The sequence below is a fragment of the Pseudoxanthomonas sacheonensis genome (assembly GCF_031455975.1).
Classification (GTDB): Bacteria; Pseudomonadota; Gammaproteobacteria; order Xanthomonadales; family Xanthomonadaceae; genus Pseudoxanthomonas_A; species Pseudoxanthomonas_A sacheonensis_A.
The window spans coordinates 80,582-99,901 of record NZ_JAVDTT010000003.1; the positions used below are offsets into that span (position 1 = coordinate 80,582).

Genomic DNA, 19,320 nt, shown 5'->3' on the forward strand with positions numbered 1-19,320 from the left:
ATCTCCGTGCTTCCAGAACCGTTCGAGGACTCGCGCCGGCTGACCGGCAGCAACCTGTATTTCAACGGCACCGGCGCGGCGCTGGAGACTCTGCGCGGGCTGGACTTCGGCGACGACGCGCTTGCGGCATGGCACGGAAATGTAGAGACGGCGCGCGCGGCCTTGGGTTGGCCGGAAACGGAAACCGTGCTGCGTCGCCACCGCACCGGCGTCTCGCTCGCCTTCGTCGCACCGGCGGACCAGCTCTACACCGCCACCGAAGTCAACGAGTGGGCCTGGTGGTCGGCCCTGGCCTTTCCCTTCTCCCACCGGGAGAAGGTGGCCGAAGGCCGGATGAGGGCGGAAACTCTCGAAACCGGCGAAACTTCCAGCAAGAAATTCCCGCTGGATAAAGAAAGCCTGGATTTCATCAGAGGCCTTAGAGCCGAATCCATCGAACCAGAGCAGATCATCTGGGCATTGCTGCGCGACCGGCGCCTGCATGGCCATAAGTTCAGAAGGCAGAAGCCGCTGGGTCCTTACGTACTGGATTTCTACTGCCATGAACTGCGGCTTGCGATCGAGCTCGATGGCGGCCAGCACAATGATACGGTCCATCGAGAAACCGACGCGCAACGCGATGTTTTCGTAGCCAGTCAGGGAATCTTGACGTTGCGGTACTGGAATCATGACGTACTCGGGCAGACCGAGACTGTTATGGAGGAAATCTGGAGGCAAGTGCAAGCGCGCATGTCAGGCGATACGTTGATCGGACAGTTCACGCCCTCATCCGCCCTTCGGGCACCTTCTCCCGATGGGAGAAGGGAACAACCAGAGCCATTCCACGCTCCAGGCCACGCAGCCATCTGGGATATCGAGATAGCGCTGCAGACACTGCGACTGGCCGCGCTTGCCGAAGCACGCCCCGCCCTGATCGCACTGATGCATGCAACCGATGCGCATCGCCTTCCCTTCCTCGCCGACGACGACGAAGTAACCATCGGCGAAGGCGAAGGCAGCCGCAGCTGGTTCATCGACGAACTGCCCGCGCCCGATCAAGTGCCGTGGAATGAACTGCACGCCATTCCCACCGCGCTGGTCACCGGCTCCAACGGCAAAACCACCACCGTGCGTCTGCTGGCGGCGATGAGCAAAGCCCATGGTTGGCGCACCGCGCACAGTTGCACCGATGGCGTGTATTTCGACGGGCAAGCGCTGGAGGCCGGGGACTTTTCCGGTCCGACCGGCGCGCGCACCGCGTTGCGCCAGAGCCATGCGCAGGCGGCGATCCTGGAAACCGCGCGCGGCGGAATGCTGCGCCGTGGTCTGGCGATCGCGCATGCGGATGCCGCCTTCGTCACCAACATCGCCGCCGATCACTTCGGCGAGTACGGCATCCATGACCTCGACGATCTGGCAGCCGTGAAGCTGGTGGTCGCCCGCGCCATCGACGCGCAAGGATTGCTGGTATTGAATGCCGACGATCCGGTCCTGCTGCGGCAGTCCGCGACGCTTTCCTGCCCGCTCGGCTGGTTCGCCATGGATTTCGATCTGCCGTGGCTGGCCGCGCACCGCGCGCAGGGCGGTTCCACCAGCGGCGTGCGCGAGGGACGGCTGCTGCTCCATTTCAATGACGCGACCTACGATCTCGGCGAAGCGACCGCCATGCCGCTGACCCTGCACGGCAAGGCCAGCTACAACACCGCCAATATCGCTGGCGCGGCGCTGACCGCATCCGCGCTCGGCATCGCCCCCGCCACCATAGCCGCCACCCTGGCGCGGTTCGGCCTGTCCCCGTCCGACAATCCCGGACGCCTGCAACACTGGCGCTTCGGGAGGCTACAGGTCTTCGTCGACTACGCCCACAACCCCGATGGCTTGCGCGGCCTGCTGGAGGCCGTCGGCGCCGGCCAGCGAACAGGCCGGCTGGCCATGGTCCTGGGCCATGCCGGCAATCGCGAAGACGCGGACCTTCGTGCCGTGGCCGCGACCGCCGCCCGCGCGCATCCCGAACTGGTGGTGCTGAAGGACATCGCCGGCTACGAACGTGGCCGCGCTTCCGGCGAAATCGCGGCCATCATGCGCGCGCAGTTGCTGGAAGACGGCATTCCCGCCGACGCCATCGCCACCTGCCTGGACGAAGTCGATGCCGCGCGCATTCCACTGGCCTGGGCCCGGGACGGCGACCTGCTCGTGCTGCCGATCCATGAAATGGAAGCGCGCGAACAGATCACCGCGCTGTTGGAACGGATGACCGCGGCCGGATGGCGGCCGGGTGAGCCATTGCCGGGCGCTCTCGCAGGCGCGACGCCATGAAATCGGCGGTCTGAGAGCTTCACGACTCGTGTCGCTCCTACAAAAGCGGGGTCCGGTTGACCGGCCCGGTCTGCTAAAATCGTACGACTCACAGCCGCGCTCCCCCGCTTGCGGCTTCCCGAATAGCAGAAGTTTCCCCAGGAGCACCACATGTCCGCTGACCTGCTCAAGGCCCTTGGCCTTGGCCCGACCAATTCCGGCACCTACCTCGGCCGCGACGAGTGGTCCACCGCCACCGGCGCCGGCGTGCTGCAATCGGTCAATCCGACCACCGGCGAAGTGATCGCGGAAGTGGAAGCCACCGGCGATGCCGACTACGAACGGATCGTCGCCCGTGCCCAGGCCGCCTTCAAGGTCTGGCGCACCACCCCGGCCCCGCGTCGTGGCGAAGCCGTGCGCCTGTGCGGCGACGCGCTGCGCAAACACAAGGACGCGCTGGGTTCGCTGGTCGCGCTGGAAATGGGCAAAAGCAAGCCCGAGGGCGATGGCGAAGTGCAGGAGATGATCGACATTGCCGATTTCGCCGTAGGCCAGAGCCGCATGCTGTACGGCTACACCATGCATTCCGAGCGTCCCGGCCACCGCATGTACGAGCAGTACCAGCCGCTGGGCCTGGTCGGCATCATCAGCGCGTTCAATTTCCCGGTCGCGGTGTGGGCCTGGAACTCGTTCCTGGCCGCGATCTGCGGCGACGTCTGCATCTGGAAACCGTCCAACAAGACCCCGCTCACCGCCATCGCCAGCATGAAGATCTGCAACGAGGCGCTGAAGGCCGGCGGCTTTCCCGACATCTTCTTCCTGATCAACGACGCCGGCATCGAGCTGGCCGAGAAGTTCGTCGACGACAAGCGCATTCCGCTGATCAGCTTCACCGGCTCCACTGCGGTGGGCCGCCGTGTGGGCGAGCGCGTCGCCCATCGCATGGGCCGCAGCCTGTTGGAGCTGGGCGGCAACAACGCCATCATCCTGGACGAGACCGCCGAACTGAAGCTGGCCATCCCCGGCATCGTGTTCGGCGCGGTCGGCACCGCCGGCCAGCGCTGCACCACCACCCGCCGCCTGATCGTGCATTCGTCCATCTACGACAATGTGCTGGCCACGCTGATCAAAGCCTACAAGCAGGTCGAGGGCAAGATCGGCGATCCGCTAGACCCGGCCAATCTGATGGGGCCGCTCAACAGCCAGCACGCCGTGCAGCAGTTCCTCGCTTCCATCGAAAAAGCCAAGGCCAGCGGCGGCACCGTGGAAACCGGCGGCACCGCTATCGATCGTCCGGGCAACTTCGTGTTGCCGGCCATCGTCACCGGCTTGAAGAACACCGATGAAGTCGTGCAGCACGAAACCTTCGCCCCGATCCTGTACGTGATGAAGTACGAGACGCTGGACGAAGCCATCGACATGCAGAACGCGGTGCCGCAAGGCCTATCGTCGTCGATCTTCACCCAGAACCTGAAGGCGGCAGAACAGTTCCTGTCCGCGGCCGGCTCCGACTGCGGCATCGCCAACGTCAACATCGGCACCAGCGGCGCGGAGATCGGCGGCGCCTTCGGCGGCGAGAAGGAAACCGGCGGCGGCCGCGAATCGGGCTCGGACGCGTGGAAGGTCTATATGCGCCGCCAGACCAACACCATCAACTACTCCGACTCCTTGCCGCTGGCTCAGGGCATCAAGTTCGACCTTTGATCCTTTCAGGAGCCCAGCGATGAATATTCCCGTCCGACAGAACAGCGCGCTTGCCGTCATCAGCCTGGTCGCGGGCATCCTGGGCTGGACCCTGTTGCCGTTTCTGGGAAGCCTGGTCGCCGTCGTCACCGGGCACATGGCGCGTAAGGAAATCCGCCAGAATCCGGCGCTGGAGGGAGACACCATGGCCATCATCGGACTGGTGCTGGGCTGGGTGGCGGTGATCGGAACCGTGCTCGCTATCCTGGCTTTCCTGTTGCTCTTCGGCGGCCTGGCCTGGTTGAGCACGCGCTGACGGATGTACAACCTCGCCCGCCCCTTTCTGTTCGGTCTCGATGCGGAGCACGCCCATGGGTTGGGGCTCAAGGCAATGGAACTGGCCTACCGCACCGGCACCAGCCCGTTGCTGGCCAGGAAGATCGAACCGCTGCCGACCAAGGCCTTCGGCCTGACCTTTCCCAATCCGGTCGGACTGGCCGCGGGGCTGGACAAGAATGGCGCGCATATCGATGCGCTGCTGGCTCTTGGTTTCGGCTTCGTGGAAATCGGCACGGTCACCCCGCGCGCGCAACCGGGCAATCCCAAGCCGCGCATGTTCCGCCTGCCGCAGCACAAAGCGGTGATCAACCGCCTGGGCTTCAACAACGAAGGCGTGGACGCGTTGGTGGCCAATGTGGAACGCGCGCGGCGCCGGACCGGATTGCTGGGCATCAACATCGGCAGGAACAAAGACACTTCGAACGAGCGCGCCGCTTCCGACTACCTGTACTGTCTTGAACGCGTGTATCCCCTCGCCGATTACATCACCGTCAACATCTCTTCCCCCAATACCGCCGGCTTGCGCGAACTGCAGGAAGAACAGGCCCTGCGCCAATTGATCGGCACCTTGCGCGAGTCGCAGGAAGAACTGGGCGCGCAGCACGGCAAGCGGGTGCCGATGCTGGTGAAGATCGCGCCCGACCTTTCCGACGAGGACATCGATGCGGTCGCGCGCGTGTTGCGCGATCTTTCCGTCGACGGCGTCATCGCCACCAACACCACGGTGTCGCGCATGAGCGTGCAGGACCATCGCCTTGCCCACGAAACCGGCGGCTTGTCCGGCGCGCCATTGATGAACCAGTCGACCATGGTCATGCGCAAGCTGCGCACCCGCCTGCCCGACAGCATTCCGGTGATCGGCGTGGGCGGCATTCTGTCGGGCGCCGACGCGGTAGCGAAGATGTCGGCGGGCGCGACGCTGATCCAGTGCTACACCGGCCTGGTGTATCGCGGTCCCGAACTGGTCGGCGAATGCGTCGACGCGATCCGCCGCCGACGCGAACACCGCAGCGGCGCGGCTCCCCTGGCATGAGCCTGTCCCCGCATCAAGTACGGGGCGGGCTCTGGCGGCTGACCGCCGATGCGGACCTGCGATCGCGCAATACTTTCGCTGTCGCGGCCCGCGCGCCATGGCTGGTGGAAGTACGCGACAGCGGCGCGCTGGGCGAAGTGCTGGCGCTCCCCGAACTTCAGGGAGGCGCACCGCTGGTGCTGGGCGGGGGCAGCAACCTGCTGCTTGCCGGCAATCCCGAAACAGCGGTCTTAGCGCTCGACACCCATCGCATCGACATCATCGAAGACGATGGTGCGATGGCGATCATCCGGGTAGATGCTGGCGTGGAGTGGCATGCGCTGGTGTTGTGGACGTTGCGACAGGGATTGATGGGGTTGGAGAACCTGGCCCTGATTCCAGGCACGGCGGGCGCCGCACCCATCCAGAACATCGGCGCGTACGGTACGGAAGTCGGCGAGTTCGTCCGCGCCGTGGAAACCTGGGACCGCACCGCGGGCGCGATGACGCGGTTGGATCGCGAATCCTGCGCGTTCGCCTATCGCGACAGCCTGTTCAAGCGCATGCCGGATCGCTATATCGTCACCGCCGTGGAGTTCGCCTTGCCGCGTGCGCGCGCATTGAAGCTGGACTACGCCGGCATTCCGGAGGAGCTGCAGGCGATGAACATCGCGTCGCCCACGTTCCGCGACGTGGCCGAGGCGGTGATCCGCATCCGCAGTCGCAAACTGCCGAACCCGGCCGTCATCGGCAACGCGGGCAGTTTCTTCAAGAACCCCATCGTACCGGCCGCGCTGGCCGACGAACTGCAGCAGCGACACCCTGGGCTGCCGTTGTTCCGTGGCGATGCGACCGACAATCGCAAGATCTCCGCCGCATGGATGATCGAAAACTGCGGTTGGAAGGGCTACCGCGAAGGCGACGCCGGCGTGGCCGCTTCGCATGCGCTGGTGCTGGTGAATCATGGTGCGGCGACGGGCCAAGAACTGTTGGCGCTGGCGCGGCGCATTGCGCGATCCGTGCAGGACCGATTCGGCGTGGCTATCGAGCCCGAGCCGAAGATCATCGGAGCCAATTGGCAGTAAGCGCAATGAGCAAGCTCCCCATCTCCGTCCGCGCCGCCCTGCTCATGCTGGGCAGCACGATGTTCTTCGGACTGATGGTGGTGGCGATCAGACTGGCGTCGGCCAGCCTGCATACCTTCGAGATCGCATTCTTCCGCAATTTCTTCGGCCTGATCGCCGCCTTGCCGCTATTGATCAGGCATGGGCCGGGGCTCCTGCGCACCACGCAGTTTCCAAAATACCTGTTCCGTTGCCTGATCGGGATCTGCTCGATGCTGGCCGGATTCTGGGCCATCGGCCATCTTCCGCTGGCCCAGGCGGTGTCGCTGTCGTATTCCACACCGTTGTTCGTGACCATCGCCGCCGCGGCGATGCTGGGAGAACAGGTGCGCGCTCGACGCTGGACCGCGGTGATCCTGGGCTTTATCGGTGTGCTGATCATCGTGCAACCGGGTACGGAAGGATTCAGCAGCAACTCCATCATCGCGGTTCTGGCGGCCGTGCTCAGCAGCATCGTGGCGATCCAGATCAAGCAACTATCGGCTACGGAACCGGCCGACCGCATCGTCATTTACACCACGCTGCTATGGGTGCCGATGTCGCTGCTGCCGGCGCTGGGCGTGTGGCAATGGCCGCAGGGCATCACCTGGCTCTGGGTGATCGCAGCGGGGGTGATGGGCACCGGCGGGCATATGTTGTGGACGCGCGCGCTGAAGCTGGGCGAAGTCTCCGCGCTGACCCCGATCACCTTCATGCAGTTGCCGCTGGTCGTGCTGTTCGGCTGGTGGCTGTTCGACGAGCCGCTGAATCACTGGACGCTGCTCGGCGCCGCCATCATCTTCGGCGCCAACGCCTATATCGCGCACCGCGAAGCGGTGCTGGCCCGGCGTGCCGAGTCGGACGCGCCGACTTCCGCAGCCAAGCCGGGCGAGTAGGCTGTATCTTTCATCACGGCGCTTTCCGCTGGAAAGCCTCAAACACCGAGAAAAATCGTATGGCGATGTCCGAATCCGATATCCAGAAAGGCTGGATCTACCGCACCAGCCACAACCAGGAACGCTTGGTGCTGGGCTGGGACCGCGACGGCCGTGTGGTGTACTGCTCGAAGGGCAAGGACAAGGAACGCCCGTTCCAGAATTGCCACGTGCGCGTCACCGGCCAGAAATTCGCGCAGCGCGCGATCGGCAAGGTCAGCCAGATCGAAGACCTGAAGCCCTACCTGATCGCCAACAAGGCGACCACGGTGGTGGTGCGCTGATGCGCGCAAGACCTTAGCGCTGAGCCACCAGCGCATCCGCCCGCCATGGGTGCAAAACCCGATGGAACAGCGCCAGGTACGTGCCCACCACCCATACCGTGGCGGCCATCCATCCGCCCAGGATGTCGGACGGGTAATGCACGCCCAGGTACACGCGCGAAAACCCGACCAGCAGAACGAACGCCACCATCGGCACCAGCACCGGCCAACGCCACCGCGTGTGCCAGGCCAGCAAGATCGCGGTCATAGCCAAGGTCATCGAGCCCATGGCGTGCCCGCTGGGGAAGCTGAAGGTGTCCTCGGTCAGGATGGATTCCCACAAGGTCGGCCTGTCCCGCTGGAAGAATTGCTTGCTGCCCAGGTTGAGCAGCGCCGAACCCACGAACGCGACGGCGGCGAAAGTCGCTTCACGCCAACGTTTGGTCAACACGATGGCCAGCACCACAGCAACGTCGATAGCGACCACGCCTTCGTAGCCCGCGGTGGAGACCGCGGCGAAGAACCGGTCCATGCGCGGCCCCGCCCAGGCATGCGCGCCCCACAACAGCGGATCGTCGAACACGAACCGCTCCAGTTGGTGCACTTCGTCGGCTAGCTCGGCGAATATCCACAACGGCAGTAGCACACCCAGGAACAACAGCATGATGCGCCGTCCGTTGCGCTGCAGTAGTCCCGCGACGGCCCGCGCGCCGCGCGCGGCCGTACTACGCAACGCTTCGCGCATAACGCTTTTCGACGTAGCCGTCGATGAGGGCGACGAATTCCTGGGCGATGTTCTCCCCACGCAGCGTCACCGCCTTTTCGCCATCGATGAAGACCGGAGCGGTCGGCGCTTCGCCGGTGCCTGGCAGGGAAATGCCGATATTGGCGTGGCGCGATTCGCCAGGGCCGTTCACCACGCAACCCATCACCGCCAGAGTCATGTTCTCGGCGCCCGGATGGCTGACCTTCCATTCCGGCATCTTCGCGCGCACGTGGTTCTGCACCACGCCCGCCAGCTCCTGGAAGAATTCCGAAGTCGTGCGTCCGCAACCCGGACAGGCGGTGACCATGGGCGTGAACGCGCGCAGGCCGGTGGTCTGCAGCAGCTCCTGCGCCACGATGACTTCCTGGGTGCGCGACTGGCCCGGTTCCGGCGTCAGCGAGATGCGGATGGTGTCGCCGATCCCTTCCTGCAGCAGCACCGCCAACGCCGCCGAGGACGCGACGATGCCCTTGCTGCCGATGCCGGCTTCGGTGAGGCCCAGATGCAATGCGAAATCCGAACGCTGGGCCAGGTCGCGGTACACGGCGATGAGTTCCTGCACGCCGCTGACCTTGCAACTCAGCACGATGCGTTCGCGCGGCAGGCCGATCTCGACCGCGCGTTCGGCCGAATCCAGCGCCGAGCGGATCAGCGCTTCGCGCAGCACCAGGCTGGCTTCCCAGGGTTCGGCGCGCTGCGCGTTCTCGTCCATCAGCTGCGCGGCCAGCGACTGATCCAGCGAACCCCAGTTCACGCCGATGCGCACGGGCTTGTCGTATTTCAGCGCGAACTCGATCAGTTGCGCGAACTGGGTGTCTTTCTTGCGGCCGAAACCGACATTGCCCGGGTTGATGCGGTATTTGGCCAAGGCTTCGGCGCAGGCTGGTTCGTTAGTCAGCAAGGTATGGCCGTTGTAGTGGAAATCGCCGATCACCGGCACCTCCACGCCCATCATCCGCAGCTTCTCGACGATATGCGGCACCGCCGCGGCGGATTCGGGATTATTCACCGTGACCCGCACCAGTTCCGAACCCGCGCGCCAGAGTTCGGCGACCTGCTTCACGGTGGAAGCGACATCCGCCGTATCGGTGTTGGTCATGGACTGCACCACCACCGGATGGCCGCCGCCTACGGTGACCGCGCCCACCTGTACCGCGCGGTTGATGCGTCGAGGCGAGGGGCCGGCTTCGAGAGGGAGCTTGCAGGGAGCGAGATCGTTCATAGCCGCCATTTTAGACCGTTCCGCCCATTTCTCCCCTCGCGCACCTTTCCGCCAGTGAAACGGCTGGGTTAGGGCCAGATAACGCTATTGGGAAGGGCCACGCCACCGCTGAGTGCGCGTGGGGCAAGAAGGAATGAGGAAGTGTATGTCGATACACGACCGAATGAGGACGCCGCCCCGCGTGCACTCAGCGGTGGCCCTTCGGGTTGCTTGTCCCAGGCCGCCAGACGCTCGCGCGCGGCTTGAACAGGCGGCCAGCCTGTCGCGGCGCCACGCACGAACGCCTGGCGGCCTGGGACAAACAACGTGACCCTTCCCAATAGCGTTATCAGGCCCTAGGTTAGCGGGATGATCCAGGACCCCGCCCGCGACATCCTCACCCCCACCCAGCTCAATACACTGGCGCGCGACCTGCTGGAAAGCGCCTTCCCGCTGGTCTGGGTGGAAGCCGAACTGGGCAATGTCACCCGCCCCGCCTCGGGGCACCTTTATTTCACCCTGAAGGACGCGCGCGCGCAGGTGAAGTGCGCGATGTTCAAGCCCAAGAGCCAGTGGCTGAAGTTCGTGCCGCGCGAGGGCCTGCGCGTGCTGGGACGCGGACGCCTGACCCTGTACGAGGCGCGGGGCGACTACCAGTTGGTCATGGACCATCTGGAGGAAGCCGGCGAAGGCGCGCTGCGCCGCGCCTTCGATGAGCTGAAAGCGAAGCTGACGGCCGAAGGGCTGTTCGACGAAGATCGCAAGCGTCCCCTGCCCGCCCATGTGCGGCGCCTGGCCGTCATCACTTCGCCCAGCGGCGCGGCGGTGCGCGATGTATTGAGCGTGCTGGGACGACGCTTTCCCTTGCTGGAAGTCGATGTGCTGCCGGTACAGGTGCAGGGCGAAACGGCGGCGGCGCAGATCGCCGCGATGCTCAAACGCGCTGCGGCTTCCGGCCGATACGACGTGGTCCTGCTGACGCGCGGCGGCGGTTCGCTGGAGGACTTGTGGGCCTTCAACGACGAGCAACTGGCGCGCGCGATCGCCGCTTCGCCGGTGCCGGTGGTGTCGGCGGTCGGCCACGAGACCGATTTCAGTCTCGCCGATTTCGCCGCCGATCTGCGCGCACCCACGCCATCGGTCGCTGCCGAACTGCTGGTTCCCAACCGCAGCGACCTGCTCACGCGTCTGCAGGGATTGCAACGCCGCATGTCCGCCTTGCAGTTGCAGTCGCTGCGCCAATCGATGCAACGCGCCGACCGTGCCGTGCTGCGCCTGCAAGCCATGCGCCCGCAAGCGCGTCTGCAACTGCTGCAACGGCGACGGCTGGAAGCGCATCGACGGCTGGAATCCGCATGGCGCGAACAATTGGAACGTCGCCACGCCTCACTGCGTCACGCCGCCGCCGTCTTGCGATCCAACCAGCCGCAACGGCGCGTGGCGAGCTTGCGGGAAAACCTGCTGTCGTTGGCGCAACGGGCGCAAGCCGCCACCGCCCGCACCCTGCAACGCGATGCTCTGGAGCTGCGTGGATTGGCGCGTTCGCTCGAAGCCGTAAGTCCGCTGGCGACCATCGCGCGCGGCTATTCCATCCTGCAGGACGATGCTGGGCGCATCGTGCGCAGCGTGCGGGAGACGACGACGGGAGACCGGCTCACCGCACGTCTCCACGATGGCACCTTGAAGGTGCACGTCGAAGAATCCGATGCCTAGTGCACCGGTGCGGTGCGTTGGAAAGCGCCGCTGTGCTTCGTTGAAAACGTTATCAATGCGAATGTAATCGCGCATACGCCGCGATCTGCCGTTTTCCTGCTCCATTTCCCATTACTAATTGTTGTGGAAATGTTATTACTCGCATCAGGTTGTCATGACCTTGTCATGTGACCGTGCATGACAAGGCGTGCGACCTATCGATTCGTTCTCAACGGATTATCGAGGAAGGCACTGTCCCGAAAAACCGGAAGGACGGGTTACCGGAGGGGAAATCTCACTGCACCGGGATTTGTTTTTTTAACCAGGACTCCCGAGCCAACACTGATCGCAGCCACAGCCGGGGGCGCCTGACACCATCCATCGACTAAGGGGCATCATTACCAATGAATGTGATCAAGAAGAACAACCGACGGCTGGCGCACACGCCGCTCGCACACGGCGTGAAATGGGCCTTAGCCATCGCCGCTCTGTCCATCGCCGGCGTGGCCGCCGCGCAGGAGCAGACGCCAGCCTCTACGACAGATCAGTCCCAGGACGCCACCACTCTGGAAACGGTGTCGGTGCTGGGCTCGCGTACCAAGCCGCGTACCGAAGCCAGTTCGGCGGTGCCCATCGATATCCTGAGCGGCGAAGAATTCCACAACCAGCCATCGGTCGACGTACTCGACAAGTTGCGCACCCTGGTACCCTCGTTCAACGTCAGCACGATTCCGATCGACGACGCTGCCTCCCTAGTGCGCCCAGCCAACCTGCGCGGCCTGCCGCCGGACAATACGCTGGTACTGGTGAACGGCAAGCGCCGCCACCGCGCGGCGGTTATCACTTTCCTCGGCCACGGCTTGTCCGACGGCTCGCAGGGTCCGGACATCTCGGTGTTCCCGTCGCTGGCGCTGGAGCAGGTGGAAGTCCTGCGCGACGGTGCCGCGGCGCAGTACGGTTCGGACGCCATCGCCGGCGTGATCAACTTCGGCCTTAAGAGACTGGACCACGGCGGCACCGTGGAAGCCTTCGGCGGCGAGTACTACGAAGGCGATGGCTTCACCCAGCAGTACAGCGCGCAGGTCGGCCTGCCGTTGACCGCGAACGGTTTCGCCACGCTTACCGCCGAATGGCGCAGCGCCGATCCGACCTCGCGCAGCGTGCAGCGCGACGATGCCGCGGCCGTCGCAGCCGCCGGCTATCCGGACGTGCGCAACCCGGCGCAAATCTGGGGTTCGCCCGAAGTCCATGAGGACATGAAGTTCGTCGCCAACTTCGGCATCTCCGGCGAGAGCGTCGATTTCTACGGCTTCGGCAACTACGCCAAGCGCGACGTCGAGGGCGGCTTCTATTACCGCAATCCGACCACGCGCAGCGGTGTGTTTTCGAATGACGGCGGTAATACCCTGCTGATCGGCGACTTGAATACCGCCAACGCGGTGACCTGCCCGACCATCGCGCTGCGCGATGGCAGCGGCACCTTGCTGCCGTACGCCACGGTCGCAGCTGGGCTCGCCGCGCTGCCGGCGGAGTGCTTCACCTTCCTCTCGCAGTTCCCTGGCGGCTTCACTCCGCAGTTCGGCGGCAGGATGGAAGACCAATCGCTCGTCCTCGGCGTCAAGGGCGTGTGGGGCGACAGTTGGCATTGGGACCTGAGCGGCAGCTATGGCCGCAACGAGATCGAGTTCTACATGCTGAACACGATCAATGCCTCGATGGGGCCCGATCAGCCGGGCGACAATGAGTTCGCTCCTGGCGGCAATACGCAGACCGAGACCAACTTCAATTTCGACCTGGCCAGAGATTTCGACACCGGCTTCACCAGTGGACCGCTGAGCCTGGCGATGGGCGCGGAATGGCGCAAGGAAGAGTTCGAGATCCGCGCCGGCGATATTTCCTCGTACGCGATCGGGCCGTTGGTTTCGCAGGGTTTCTCCCTAGGCTCCAACGGCTTCAACGGTTTCAATCCGCGCACGGCCGGCAGCCACAGCCGCGACAACTGGGCGGTCTATATCGACGCCGAAGCTCCGTTCACCGACAAGTTCAGGCTAGCGGCGGCGGTGCGGCATGAGGATTTCAGCGACTTCGGCGGCACCACCAACTGGAAGCTGACCGGCCGCTATGACTTCACCGAAAGCTTCGCGGTGCGCGGTGCGGTCAGCACCGGTTTCCGCGCGCCGACGCCCGGCCAGGCCAACGCCGAGCAGGTGACCACTTCCTTCATCAATGGCCAGCTGCGTGACACGGCAGTCCTGTCGCCGAACAACCCGATCGCCCAATTCTACGGCGCCGAGCCGCTGACACCGGAAGAGTCGAAGAATGCATCGCTGGGCCTGGTGTGGAATAGCGGCGGTTGGCTGGTCACGGCCGACTGGTACCAAATCAAGACAGAGGACCGCATCGCCCTCAGCACTTTCTTCACCGTGACCGACGCGGATCGCGCGGCGCTGGTTGCCGGCGGCAATCCTGAGGCAGCGTCGATCAGCGAGGTTCAATTCTTCGTCAACGACTTCGACACCACCACCAGCGGCGTCGACCTTGTCGCCAGCTACGACAGCGAGCACTTCGGCGGCAAGACCACCTACTCGCTGGCGGCCAACTGGAACAAGACCAAGGTCGATGACTTCACCCCGGGCATCATCACCCCGATCCGGATCAAGAAGCTGGAAGAATCGCTGCCCAGCGCAAAGGGTTACCTAAGCGTCAACCACCAGCGCGAGGTGTTCCATGCCAATGTCCGCGTGAACTACTACGGCTCGTTCTTCGAGGATCATCTGGACGACGGCGGCCTGCCGATCAACGGCGACAGCGCGGTGACGGTGGATGCCGAGATCGGCTGGAAGCTCGCTTCGGGCCTGTACTTCGACCTCGGCGCTCAGAACCTGTTCGACAAAGTGCCGGACGACAATCCTTGGGCCGGCATTGCCGGTGCGAAGTATCCGGTGCATGCGCCGTATGGTTTCACCGGCGGCTTCTACTACGCGCGCGTGGGTTGGAAGTTCTGAGTCGCATCCTTGTTCCTGTAAGGCAAAAAGCCCCGCTTCGGCGGGGCTTTTTTTGTTGCACTCGGCATCGGCGATGCATGGGTGGCAGCGCCTCCACCGCCACTGCCAGCCGGTGTCGCTCCGGCATCGGCCTTTCGCAGGCGATCCTTGTAACCCCACTCCCGGGCTTGCCGCGTTGAACTCCTCATCCACCACGGGAGATCCGCCATGCAACGCCGCCTGCCCCGCAAGACCCTGCCCCACAACGCAATGCTCTGCGCCAGCCTGATCGCCATCGCCACCATAAGCGGCTGCAAATCCAGCCCCGAAACCGCCGCCGAGACCCCGGCCGATGCTTCCGTGCTGCAAGAAGCGGCATTGGACCGCGTGGAAGTCAGCGGTAGCCGTATGAAGCGCGCTGACTTGGAACGGCGCCAGGTTGCCGACGCTGCGAAGGGGAATCTCGCTTATGCGCCACCGCCGCCTCCGGCGCCCGCGATGGCCTATGCGGCGTCCGGCAGCGGAGTCCATTTGCGGGTCGCACCGGCCTATGTGCAGGCCGAACCGGGCAACACCGAAAAATATGCCGACCGCACCGACAACCCCGTGCACCGCACCAGCGAACAGCCTGTTTCCACGTTTTCCGTCGACGTCGACACCGGCAGCTACAGCAACGTGCGCCGCATGCTCGCGCAAGGCGTACGGCCTCCAGCGGACTCGGTGCGCGCCGAGGAATTCATCAACTACTTCAGCTATCAGCATCCCGCTCCGGCCAACCGCAACGTCCCCTTCCGCGTCACCACCGAGCTGGCGGCCGCACCTTGGAGCGGTCAGCGCCAGTTGCTGATGATCGGCATCAAGGGTTACGACGTTCCCAAGGCGACGCTGCCACCTTCCAATCTGGTGTTCCTGATCGATACTTCCGGCTCGATGGATTCGCCGGACAAGTTGCCGCTGCTCAAGCAGGCGTTCTCGATGCTGGTGCCGCAGCTGCGCGAACAGGACCGCGTGTCCATCGTGGTCTACGCCGGTTCCGCAGGGCTCGTGTTGCCGCCCACCCCCGGCGATCGGCATGAGGAAATCCTGGCGGCGCTCGATCGCCTGCAGGCCGGCGGCAGCACCAACGGCGGCGATGGGATACAGCTCGCTTACGCCATGGCCAAGCAGTCTTACCTGAAGGACGGCGTCAACCGCGTGATCCTGGCCACCGACGGCGATTTCAACGTCGGAACCGTCAGCCAGGAAGCGCTTGAAACGCTGGTGGGCGACCAGCGCAAATCCGGCATAGCGCTGACTACGCTGGGCTTCGGACAGGGCAACTACAACGACAGCATGGCCGAACGCCTGGCCGACGTGGGCGACGGCAACCACGCCTACATCGACACGCCGCAGGAAGCGCGCAAGGTGCTGGTCGAGGAAATGCAAGCGACGCTGCTGACCATCGCCCGCGACGTGAAGATCCAGATCGAGTTCAACCCAGCATTGGTTTCCGAATACCGCCTGATCGGTTACGAAAACCGCCTGTTGAACCGCGAGGATTTCGCCAACGACAAGGTCGACGCCGGCGACATCGGCGCGGGCCACGAAGTCACCGCGCTTTACGAGATCACGCCCGCCGGTTCCGCAGCGAACCGCCTGCCCGCGCTGCGCTACGGAAAACACAAACCAGAGGCCGCCGGCGACGCCAACGAACTGGCGCACCTCCGCTTGCGCTACAAACTGCCCGGCGCCGACAACAGCCGCTTGATCGAGACTCCGATCCTGCGCTCATCGCTGACAGCGCAACCCAGCCAGTCGCTACGCTTCGCCAGCGCCGTATCGGCCTATGCCGATCTGCTGCGGGGTGGCACTCATGTCGAAAAATGGAGCTGGAACGACGTGGCCGAAGCCGCGCGCGGTGCGCAGGGCGAGGACCGTTACGGACTGCGCAAGGAATTCGTCGAACTGGTCGGCCAGGCTCGCCAGATCGTTTCGAACGAAGGCAAAACACCGGCAATCGCCGGCGAATAAGGTCTCGGATTCGCACTAGGCGTGCGACGCGGGATGCGGTGGCCGACGGATCGGCCATCGCACTCCTTCGTCAATCCCAATTGGGGTGCATCGGCGCCGCCGGCAACCCGCCGATCTGCGCCGCGGGCCGGCCCAGCAAATAGCCCTGCCCGTAACTGCAGCCCAGCTCGATCAACGCCTGGCGCTGCTCCTCGGTCTCCACGCCTTCGGCGATGGTGTCGATGCCCAGGGTGTTGGCCAGGGCGAGGATCGCGCGCACCAGAGCCAGGCTTTCCGGCCTGCCCTCGCCGCCGATACCGGCGATGAAGCTGCGGTCGATCTTCAATACCGATATCGGGAAACGGTGCAGGTACGAAAGCGCAGAGAAACCGGTGCCGAAATCATCCAGCTGGGCCAGGATTCCGTGCTGGCGCAGCGTGCGCAGGGTGCGCAAGGTGCGAGGCGCGTCGTCCAGCAACGCCACTTCGGTGATCTCCACGCGCATGCGCGCGGGATCCGCGCCCACCGCGTAGAACATGGCCAGCAGCCGGTCGGCGAAGTCCGGCGAACGGAAATGCCGCGGCGACACGTTGACCGATATGTAACCCTCGCCGCCGCGCGCCAGTTGTCCGACCACCTGTTCGTACAGCAGCCAGTCCACCTGTTCGATCAACCCGCTGTCCTCGCCCAGGCTGATGAATTCGGCGGGCAGCAGCAGGCCGCGGCGCTCGTGCTGCCAGCGCAACAGCGCCTCGTGGCCGATGACGGCGCCATCTTCCAGGCGTTTGATCGGTTGGTAGAACGGCAGAAAATCGTGATTGTTGATGGCCCGGCGCAGATCGGCTTCCAGGTCCAGGCTCTGCATCGCCTCTTCGCGCATCGCCTCGTCGAACACCGCATAGCGGTCGCGGCCCTGCGCCTTGGCGCGGTACATCGCCGCATCCGCATCGCGCAACAACTCTTCGCCGTTGCGGTAGCGCGGATGCCAGGCGGCGATGCCCAGGCTGGCCGAGGGAAAGAGTTCGCGTCCCGCGACCCACATGGGCCGGCCCAGTACCGACAGGATGCGCTGGGACAGATCGCGCGCGCTTTCCAGGCCATCGGCGTATTCGATGAGGATCGCGAACTCGTCGCCGCCCAGGCGCGACACCACATCGTTGCCGCGCACCGTGGAAGTGATGCGTCGCGATACCTCCACCAGCAGTTCGTCGCCGGCCGCGTGACCGATACTGTCGTTGACCAGTTTGAAACGGTCCAGGTCCAGGAACAGAACCGCGAATTCCTGCCCATCGCCGTGGCGAGCGCGATTGATGGCCGCAGACAGGCGATCCAGCAGATGCGGGCGATTGGGTAGGCCCGTGAGTCCGTCATGGGTGGCCTGGTGGGTCAGACGCTGCTCTGCGCGCAAGCGTTCGCCCATCTGCGCCAGCAGCTTGGCATTCGTTTCGGCCAGCTCGTGGGTGCGATCGTCGACCCGCCGCTCCAGCTCAGCATGCGCGGCACGCAGATGTTGCTGTGCGCGTTGCTTGGCCAGGCCGTTGCCGATGTTGTGGGCGACGAAGGTGAGCAGATTCTGGTCGTGCGGGCTGAAGCTGACGTCCGGCGAATAGCTCTGCACCGCGATGACGCCCACCACTTCCTCGTCGCGATACAGCGGCACGCCCAGCCAGCTGTAGGCATGCGGACCGTACTCGTGCACTTTGCCTTGAGCACCCAGTTCGGCCAGCTTGGCGCGGTCGGCCAGAAGGGGGCGGCAGCTGGCGATGACGTGCTCGGTCAAACCGTTGGTCAGCTTGCGCGACAGCCGCATCGGATCGCGTTCGTCGATCGAATACGGGAAATCCAGCGTTTCTCCGTCGTCGGACAGCAGTGCGATGTAGAAATTGCGCGCGTAGATCAGCTCGTCCACGACCGCGTGCACATCGGCGTAGAAGCGTTCCAGATTCTCCGAGTTGATCGCCAGCTCGGCGATGCGGAATAGCGCGCGCTGCAGTTTCTCGGCGCGTTTACGCTCCAGGATTTCGGCCTGCAGCTCGCGGTTGGCGCGTTGCAGTTCATGGGTGCGCGCCTCGATACGGCGCTCCAGATCCACATGCGCGTGCTTGCGGTCCAGCGCGGTGAGGATGTGCTGGGCCACATAACCGAGCAACGCACGGTCCTCATCGGCATAGCTGCCCGGCGTGTCGTAGCTCTGCACCACGATGGCCCCGCAGACGCGGTCCTCGCGGCGCATCGGCACGCCCAGCCAGTCCAGGCTGTCGGGGCCGTGCGAGGGATCGCGCACCACGCCCATTTTCTGCCGCACCGCGGTGGAAGGTCCGCGCACCGGCTGGCCATGGCGCAGCAGGGCGAAGGTCATGCTGTTGGGCATTTCCTCTTCGGTGAATTCCCGTTCGGGATCGGCGACATAAGTGTCTTTCTGGTCCACGAAGTGCAGGAAGCGCACACTGCGGCGCTGATCGTCGTAGAGCACGATGTAGCAGTTGTCGGCGGACATCAGCGAGCCGACCACCGCATGGATGCGCCTGAGCATTTCCGGCATTTCCAGATCGGCGCTGGCTAGGTCGGCGATCTCGTACAACGCCTGCTGCAGGCGCTTGGATTTTTCCAACGACACGATCCGCGCCTGCGCGCGGGACGAATCCAACGTGGCCATCACCAAGGTCTTGGCCAGCGTCAACCAGGACTGGCGCTCGCCGCCGGTCAGGGGCGACGGCATCGCAGCCGCTACGGCCATGCGCGCATTGCCGTCCGCGTTGTCCCAAGCATGGACCACGCTTTGGGCCTCGTCGGTTTCGGCATCCGGGTCAGACAAGGCCAGTTCGGCGCTTCGGCGCAGGCCGGCGCTTCCGCCGGGAGCCATCGAGCCGCCGCTGCCCAGCGCCCAGTCGCGCCAGCACACCGCAACCGAAGCGCCCGTCGGCAGCAGGTCGCGCAGGATCGCTACGATGCGATCCATGGGCGAAACCGCCAGCACCGGCGCACGGGCGGTCTGGCCCACGGACAAGTCGTTGAGGGAAGCTTCCGCGGCATCGATGGTAGGCAGTTGCACGGATTCCCCGAGAATGGACGTAAGGAC

The 19,320-nt window shown here is 64.7% G+C and carries 13 protein-coding genes; 10 read left to right on the forward strand and 3 right to left on the reverse strand.

From position 1 onward, the window contains the following. The first annotated feature begins 6 nt into the window (after nucleotides 1–6). From J2W94_RS12440 to J2W94_RS12470, 7 genes are all read left to right on the forward strand, one after another. Nucleotides 7–2,295 (forward strand): DUF559 domain-containing protein, encoded by a 2,289-nt coding sequence (locus J2W94_RS12440; RefSeq protein ID WP_310093849.1) that lies wholly within the window; start codon nucleotides 7–9, stop codon nucleotides 2,293–2,295. A 150-nt stretch (nucleotides 2,296–2,445) separates the two neighbouring features. After that, the gene (amaB, locus tag J2W94_RS12445) at nucleotides 2,446–3,978 is read left to right on the forward strand and encodes an L-piperidine-6-carboxylate dehydrogenase (RefSeq protein ID WP_310093851.1); all 1,533 of its coding nucleotides are present in this window, start codon (nucleotides 2,446–2,448) and stop codon (nucleotides 3,976–3,978) included. A 19-nt stretch (nucleotides 3,979–3,997) separates the two neighbouring features. Then, entirely contained in the window at nucleotides 3,998–4,273 is a 276-nt protein-coding gene (locus J2W94_RS12450; protein ID WP_310093853.1) for a DUF4190 domain-containing protein, read from the forward strand. A gap of 3 nt (nucleotides 4,274–4,276) precedes the next feature. Beyond that, nucleotides 4,277–5,329 (forward strand): quinone-dependent dihydroorotate dehydrogenase, encoded by a 1,053-nt coding sequence (locus J2W94_RS12455; RefSeq protein WP_310093856.1) that lies wholly within the window; start codon nucleotides 4,277–4,279, stop codon nucleotides 5,327–5,329. Continuing rightward, nucleotides 5,326–6,393, forward strand: a complete 1,068-nt coding sequence (murB, locus tag J2W94_RS12460; RefSeq protein WP_310093860.1) for a UDP-N-acetylmuramate dehydrogenase — start codon at nucleotides 5,326–5,328, stop codon at nucleotides 6,391–6,393. The genes J2W94_RS12455 and murB overlap by 4 nt, the downstream gene beginning before the upstream one ends. 5 nt (nucleotides 6,394–6,398) lie before the next feature. Beyond that, nucleotides 6,399–7,307, forward strand: coding sequence for a DMT family transporter (locus tag J2W94_RS12465; RefSeq protein WP_310093863.1), 909 nt, complete (start codon nucleotides 6,399–6,401; stop codon nucleotides 7,305–7,307). Nucleotides 7,308–7,366: 59 nt separating this feature from the next. After that, nucleotides 7,367–7,630: a hypothetical protein gene (locus tag J2W94_RS12470; RefSeq protein ID WP_310093865.1), complete on the forward strand. Its 264-nt coding sequence runs from the start codon at nucleotides 7,367–7,369 to the stop codon at nucleotides 7,628–7,630. A gap of 13 nt (nucleotides 7,631–7,643) precedes the next feature. Here J2W94_RS12470 and J2W94_RS12475 read toward each other — a convergent pair whose 3' ends face one another. Then, on the reverse strand, nucleotides 7,644–8,342 hold the full coding sequence (locus J2W94_RS12475) for a phosphatase PAP2 family protein (RefSeq protein WP_430540614.1): 699 nt from the start codon (nucleotides 8,340–8,342) through the stop codon (nucleotides 7,644–7,646). After that, complete coding sequence (gene ispG, locus J2W94_RS12480) at nucleotides 8,335–9,597, reverse strand: flavodoxin-dependent (E)-4-hydroxy-3-methylbut-2-enyl-diphosphate synthase (protein ID WP_310093873.1); 1,263 nt, start codon at nucleotides 9,595–9,597, stop codon at nucleotides 8,335–8,337. The genes J2W94_RS12475 and ispG overlap by 8 nt, the downstream gene beginning before the upstream one ends. Before the next feature lie 351 nt (nucleotides 9,598–9,948). Between ispG and xseA the strand changes: the two genes are divergently transcribed. The 3 genes from xseA to J2W94_RS12495 all read left to right on the forward strand — a co-directional run bounded on the left by xseA (nucleotide 9,949) and on the right by J2W94_RS12495 (nucleotide 16,262). Next, a complete protein-coding gene (gene xseA / locus J2W94_RS12485) occupies nucleotides 9,949–11,289 on the forward strand; it encodes an exodeoxyribonuclease VII large subunit (RefSeq protein WP_430540615.1) in 1,341 nt (446 codons plus the stop codon). Between the two features lie 383 nt (nucleotides 11,290–11,672). Next, entirely contained in the window at nucleotides 11,673–14,273 is a 2,601-nt protein-coding gene (locus J2W94_RS12490) for a TonB-dependent receptor plug domain-containing protein (RefSeq protein ID WP_310093879.1), read from the forward strand. A 207-nt stretch (nucleotides 14,274–14,480) separates the two neighbouring features. After that, nucleotides 14,481–16,262, forward strand: coding sequence for a vWA domain-containing protein (locus tag J2W94_RS12495; RefSeq protein ID WP_310093881.1), 1,782 nt, complete (start codon nucleotides 14,481–14,483; stop codon nucleotides 16,260–16,262). 70 nt (nucleotides 16,263–16,332) lie between these two features. Here J2W94_RS12495 and J2W94_RS12500 read toward each other — a convergent pair whose 3' ends face one another. After that, on the reverse strand, nucleotides 16,333–19,200 hold the full coding sequence (locus tag J2W94_RS12500) for an EAL domain-containing protein (protein ID WP_310094864.1): 2,868 nt from the start codon (nucleotides 19,198–19,200) through the stop codon (nucleotides 16,333–16,335). Nucleotides 19,201–19,320: the final 120 nt, after the last annotated feature.

What these genes read in the sequence shown, in the direction of transcription:
- amaB (WP_310093851.1), top strand. Translation starts at nt 2,446, where the DNA reads ATGTCCGCTGACCTGCTCAAGGCCCTTGGCCTTGGCCCGACCAATTCC.
- J2W94_RS12450 (WP_310093853.1), top strand. Translation starts at nt 3,998, where the DNA reads ATGAATATTCCCGTCCGACAGAACAGCGCGCTTGCCGTCATCAGCCTG.
- J2W94_RS12455 (WP_310093856.1), top strand. Translation starts at nt 4,277, where the DNA reads ATGTACAACCTCGCCCGCCCCTTTCTGTTCGGTCTCGATGCGGAGCAC.
- murB (WP_310093860.1), top strand. Translation starts at nt 5,326, where the DNA reads ATGAGCCTGTCCCCGCATCAAGTACGGGGCGGGCTCTGGCGGCTGACC.
- J2W94_RS12465 (WP_310093863.1), top strand. Translation starts at nt 6,399, where the DNA reads ATGAGCAAGCTCCCCATCTCCGTCCGCGCCGCCCTGCTCATGCTGGGC.
- J2W94_RS12470 (WP_310093865.1), top strand. Translation starts at nt 7,367, where the DNA reads ATGGCGATGTCCGAATCCGATATCCAGAAAGGCTGGATCTACCGCACC.
- ispG (WP_310093873.1), bottom strand. Translation starts at nt 9,597, where the DNA reads ATGAACGATCTCGCTCCCTGCAAGCTCCCTCTCGAAGCCGGCCCCTCG.
- J2W94_RS12490 (WP_310093879.1), top strand. Translation starts at nt 11,673, where the DNA reads ATGAATGTGATCAAGAAGAACAACCGACGGCTGGCGCACACGCCGCTC.
- J2W94_RS12495 (WP_310093881.1), top strand. Translation starts at nt 14,481, where the DNA reads ATGCAACGCCGCCTGCCCCGCAAGACCCTGCCCCACAACGCAATGCTC.
- J2W94_RS12500 (WP_310094864.1), bottom strand. Translation starts at nt 19,200, where the DNA reads ATGGATCGCATCGTAGCGATCCTGCGCGACCTGCTGCCGACGGGCGCT.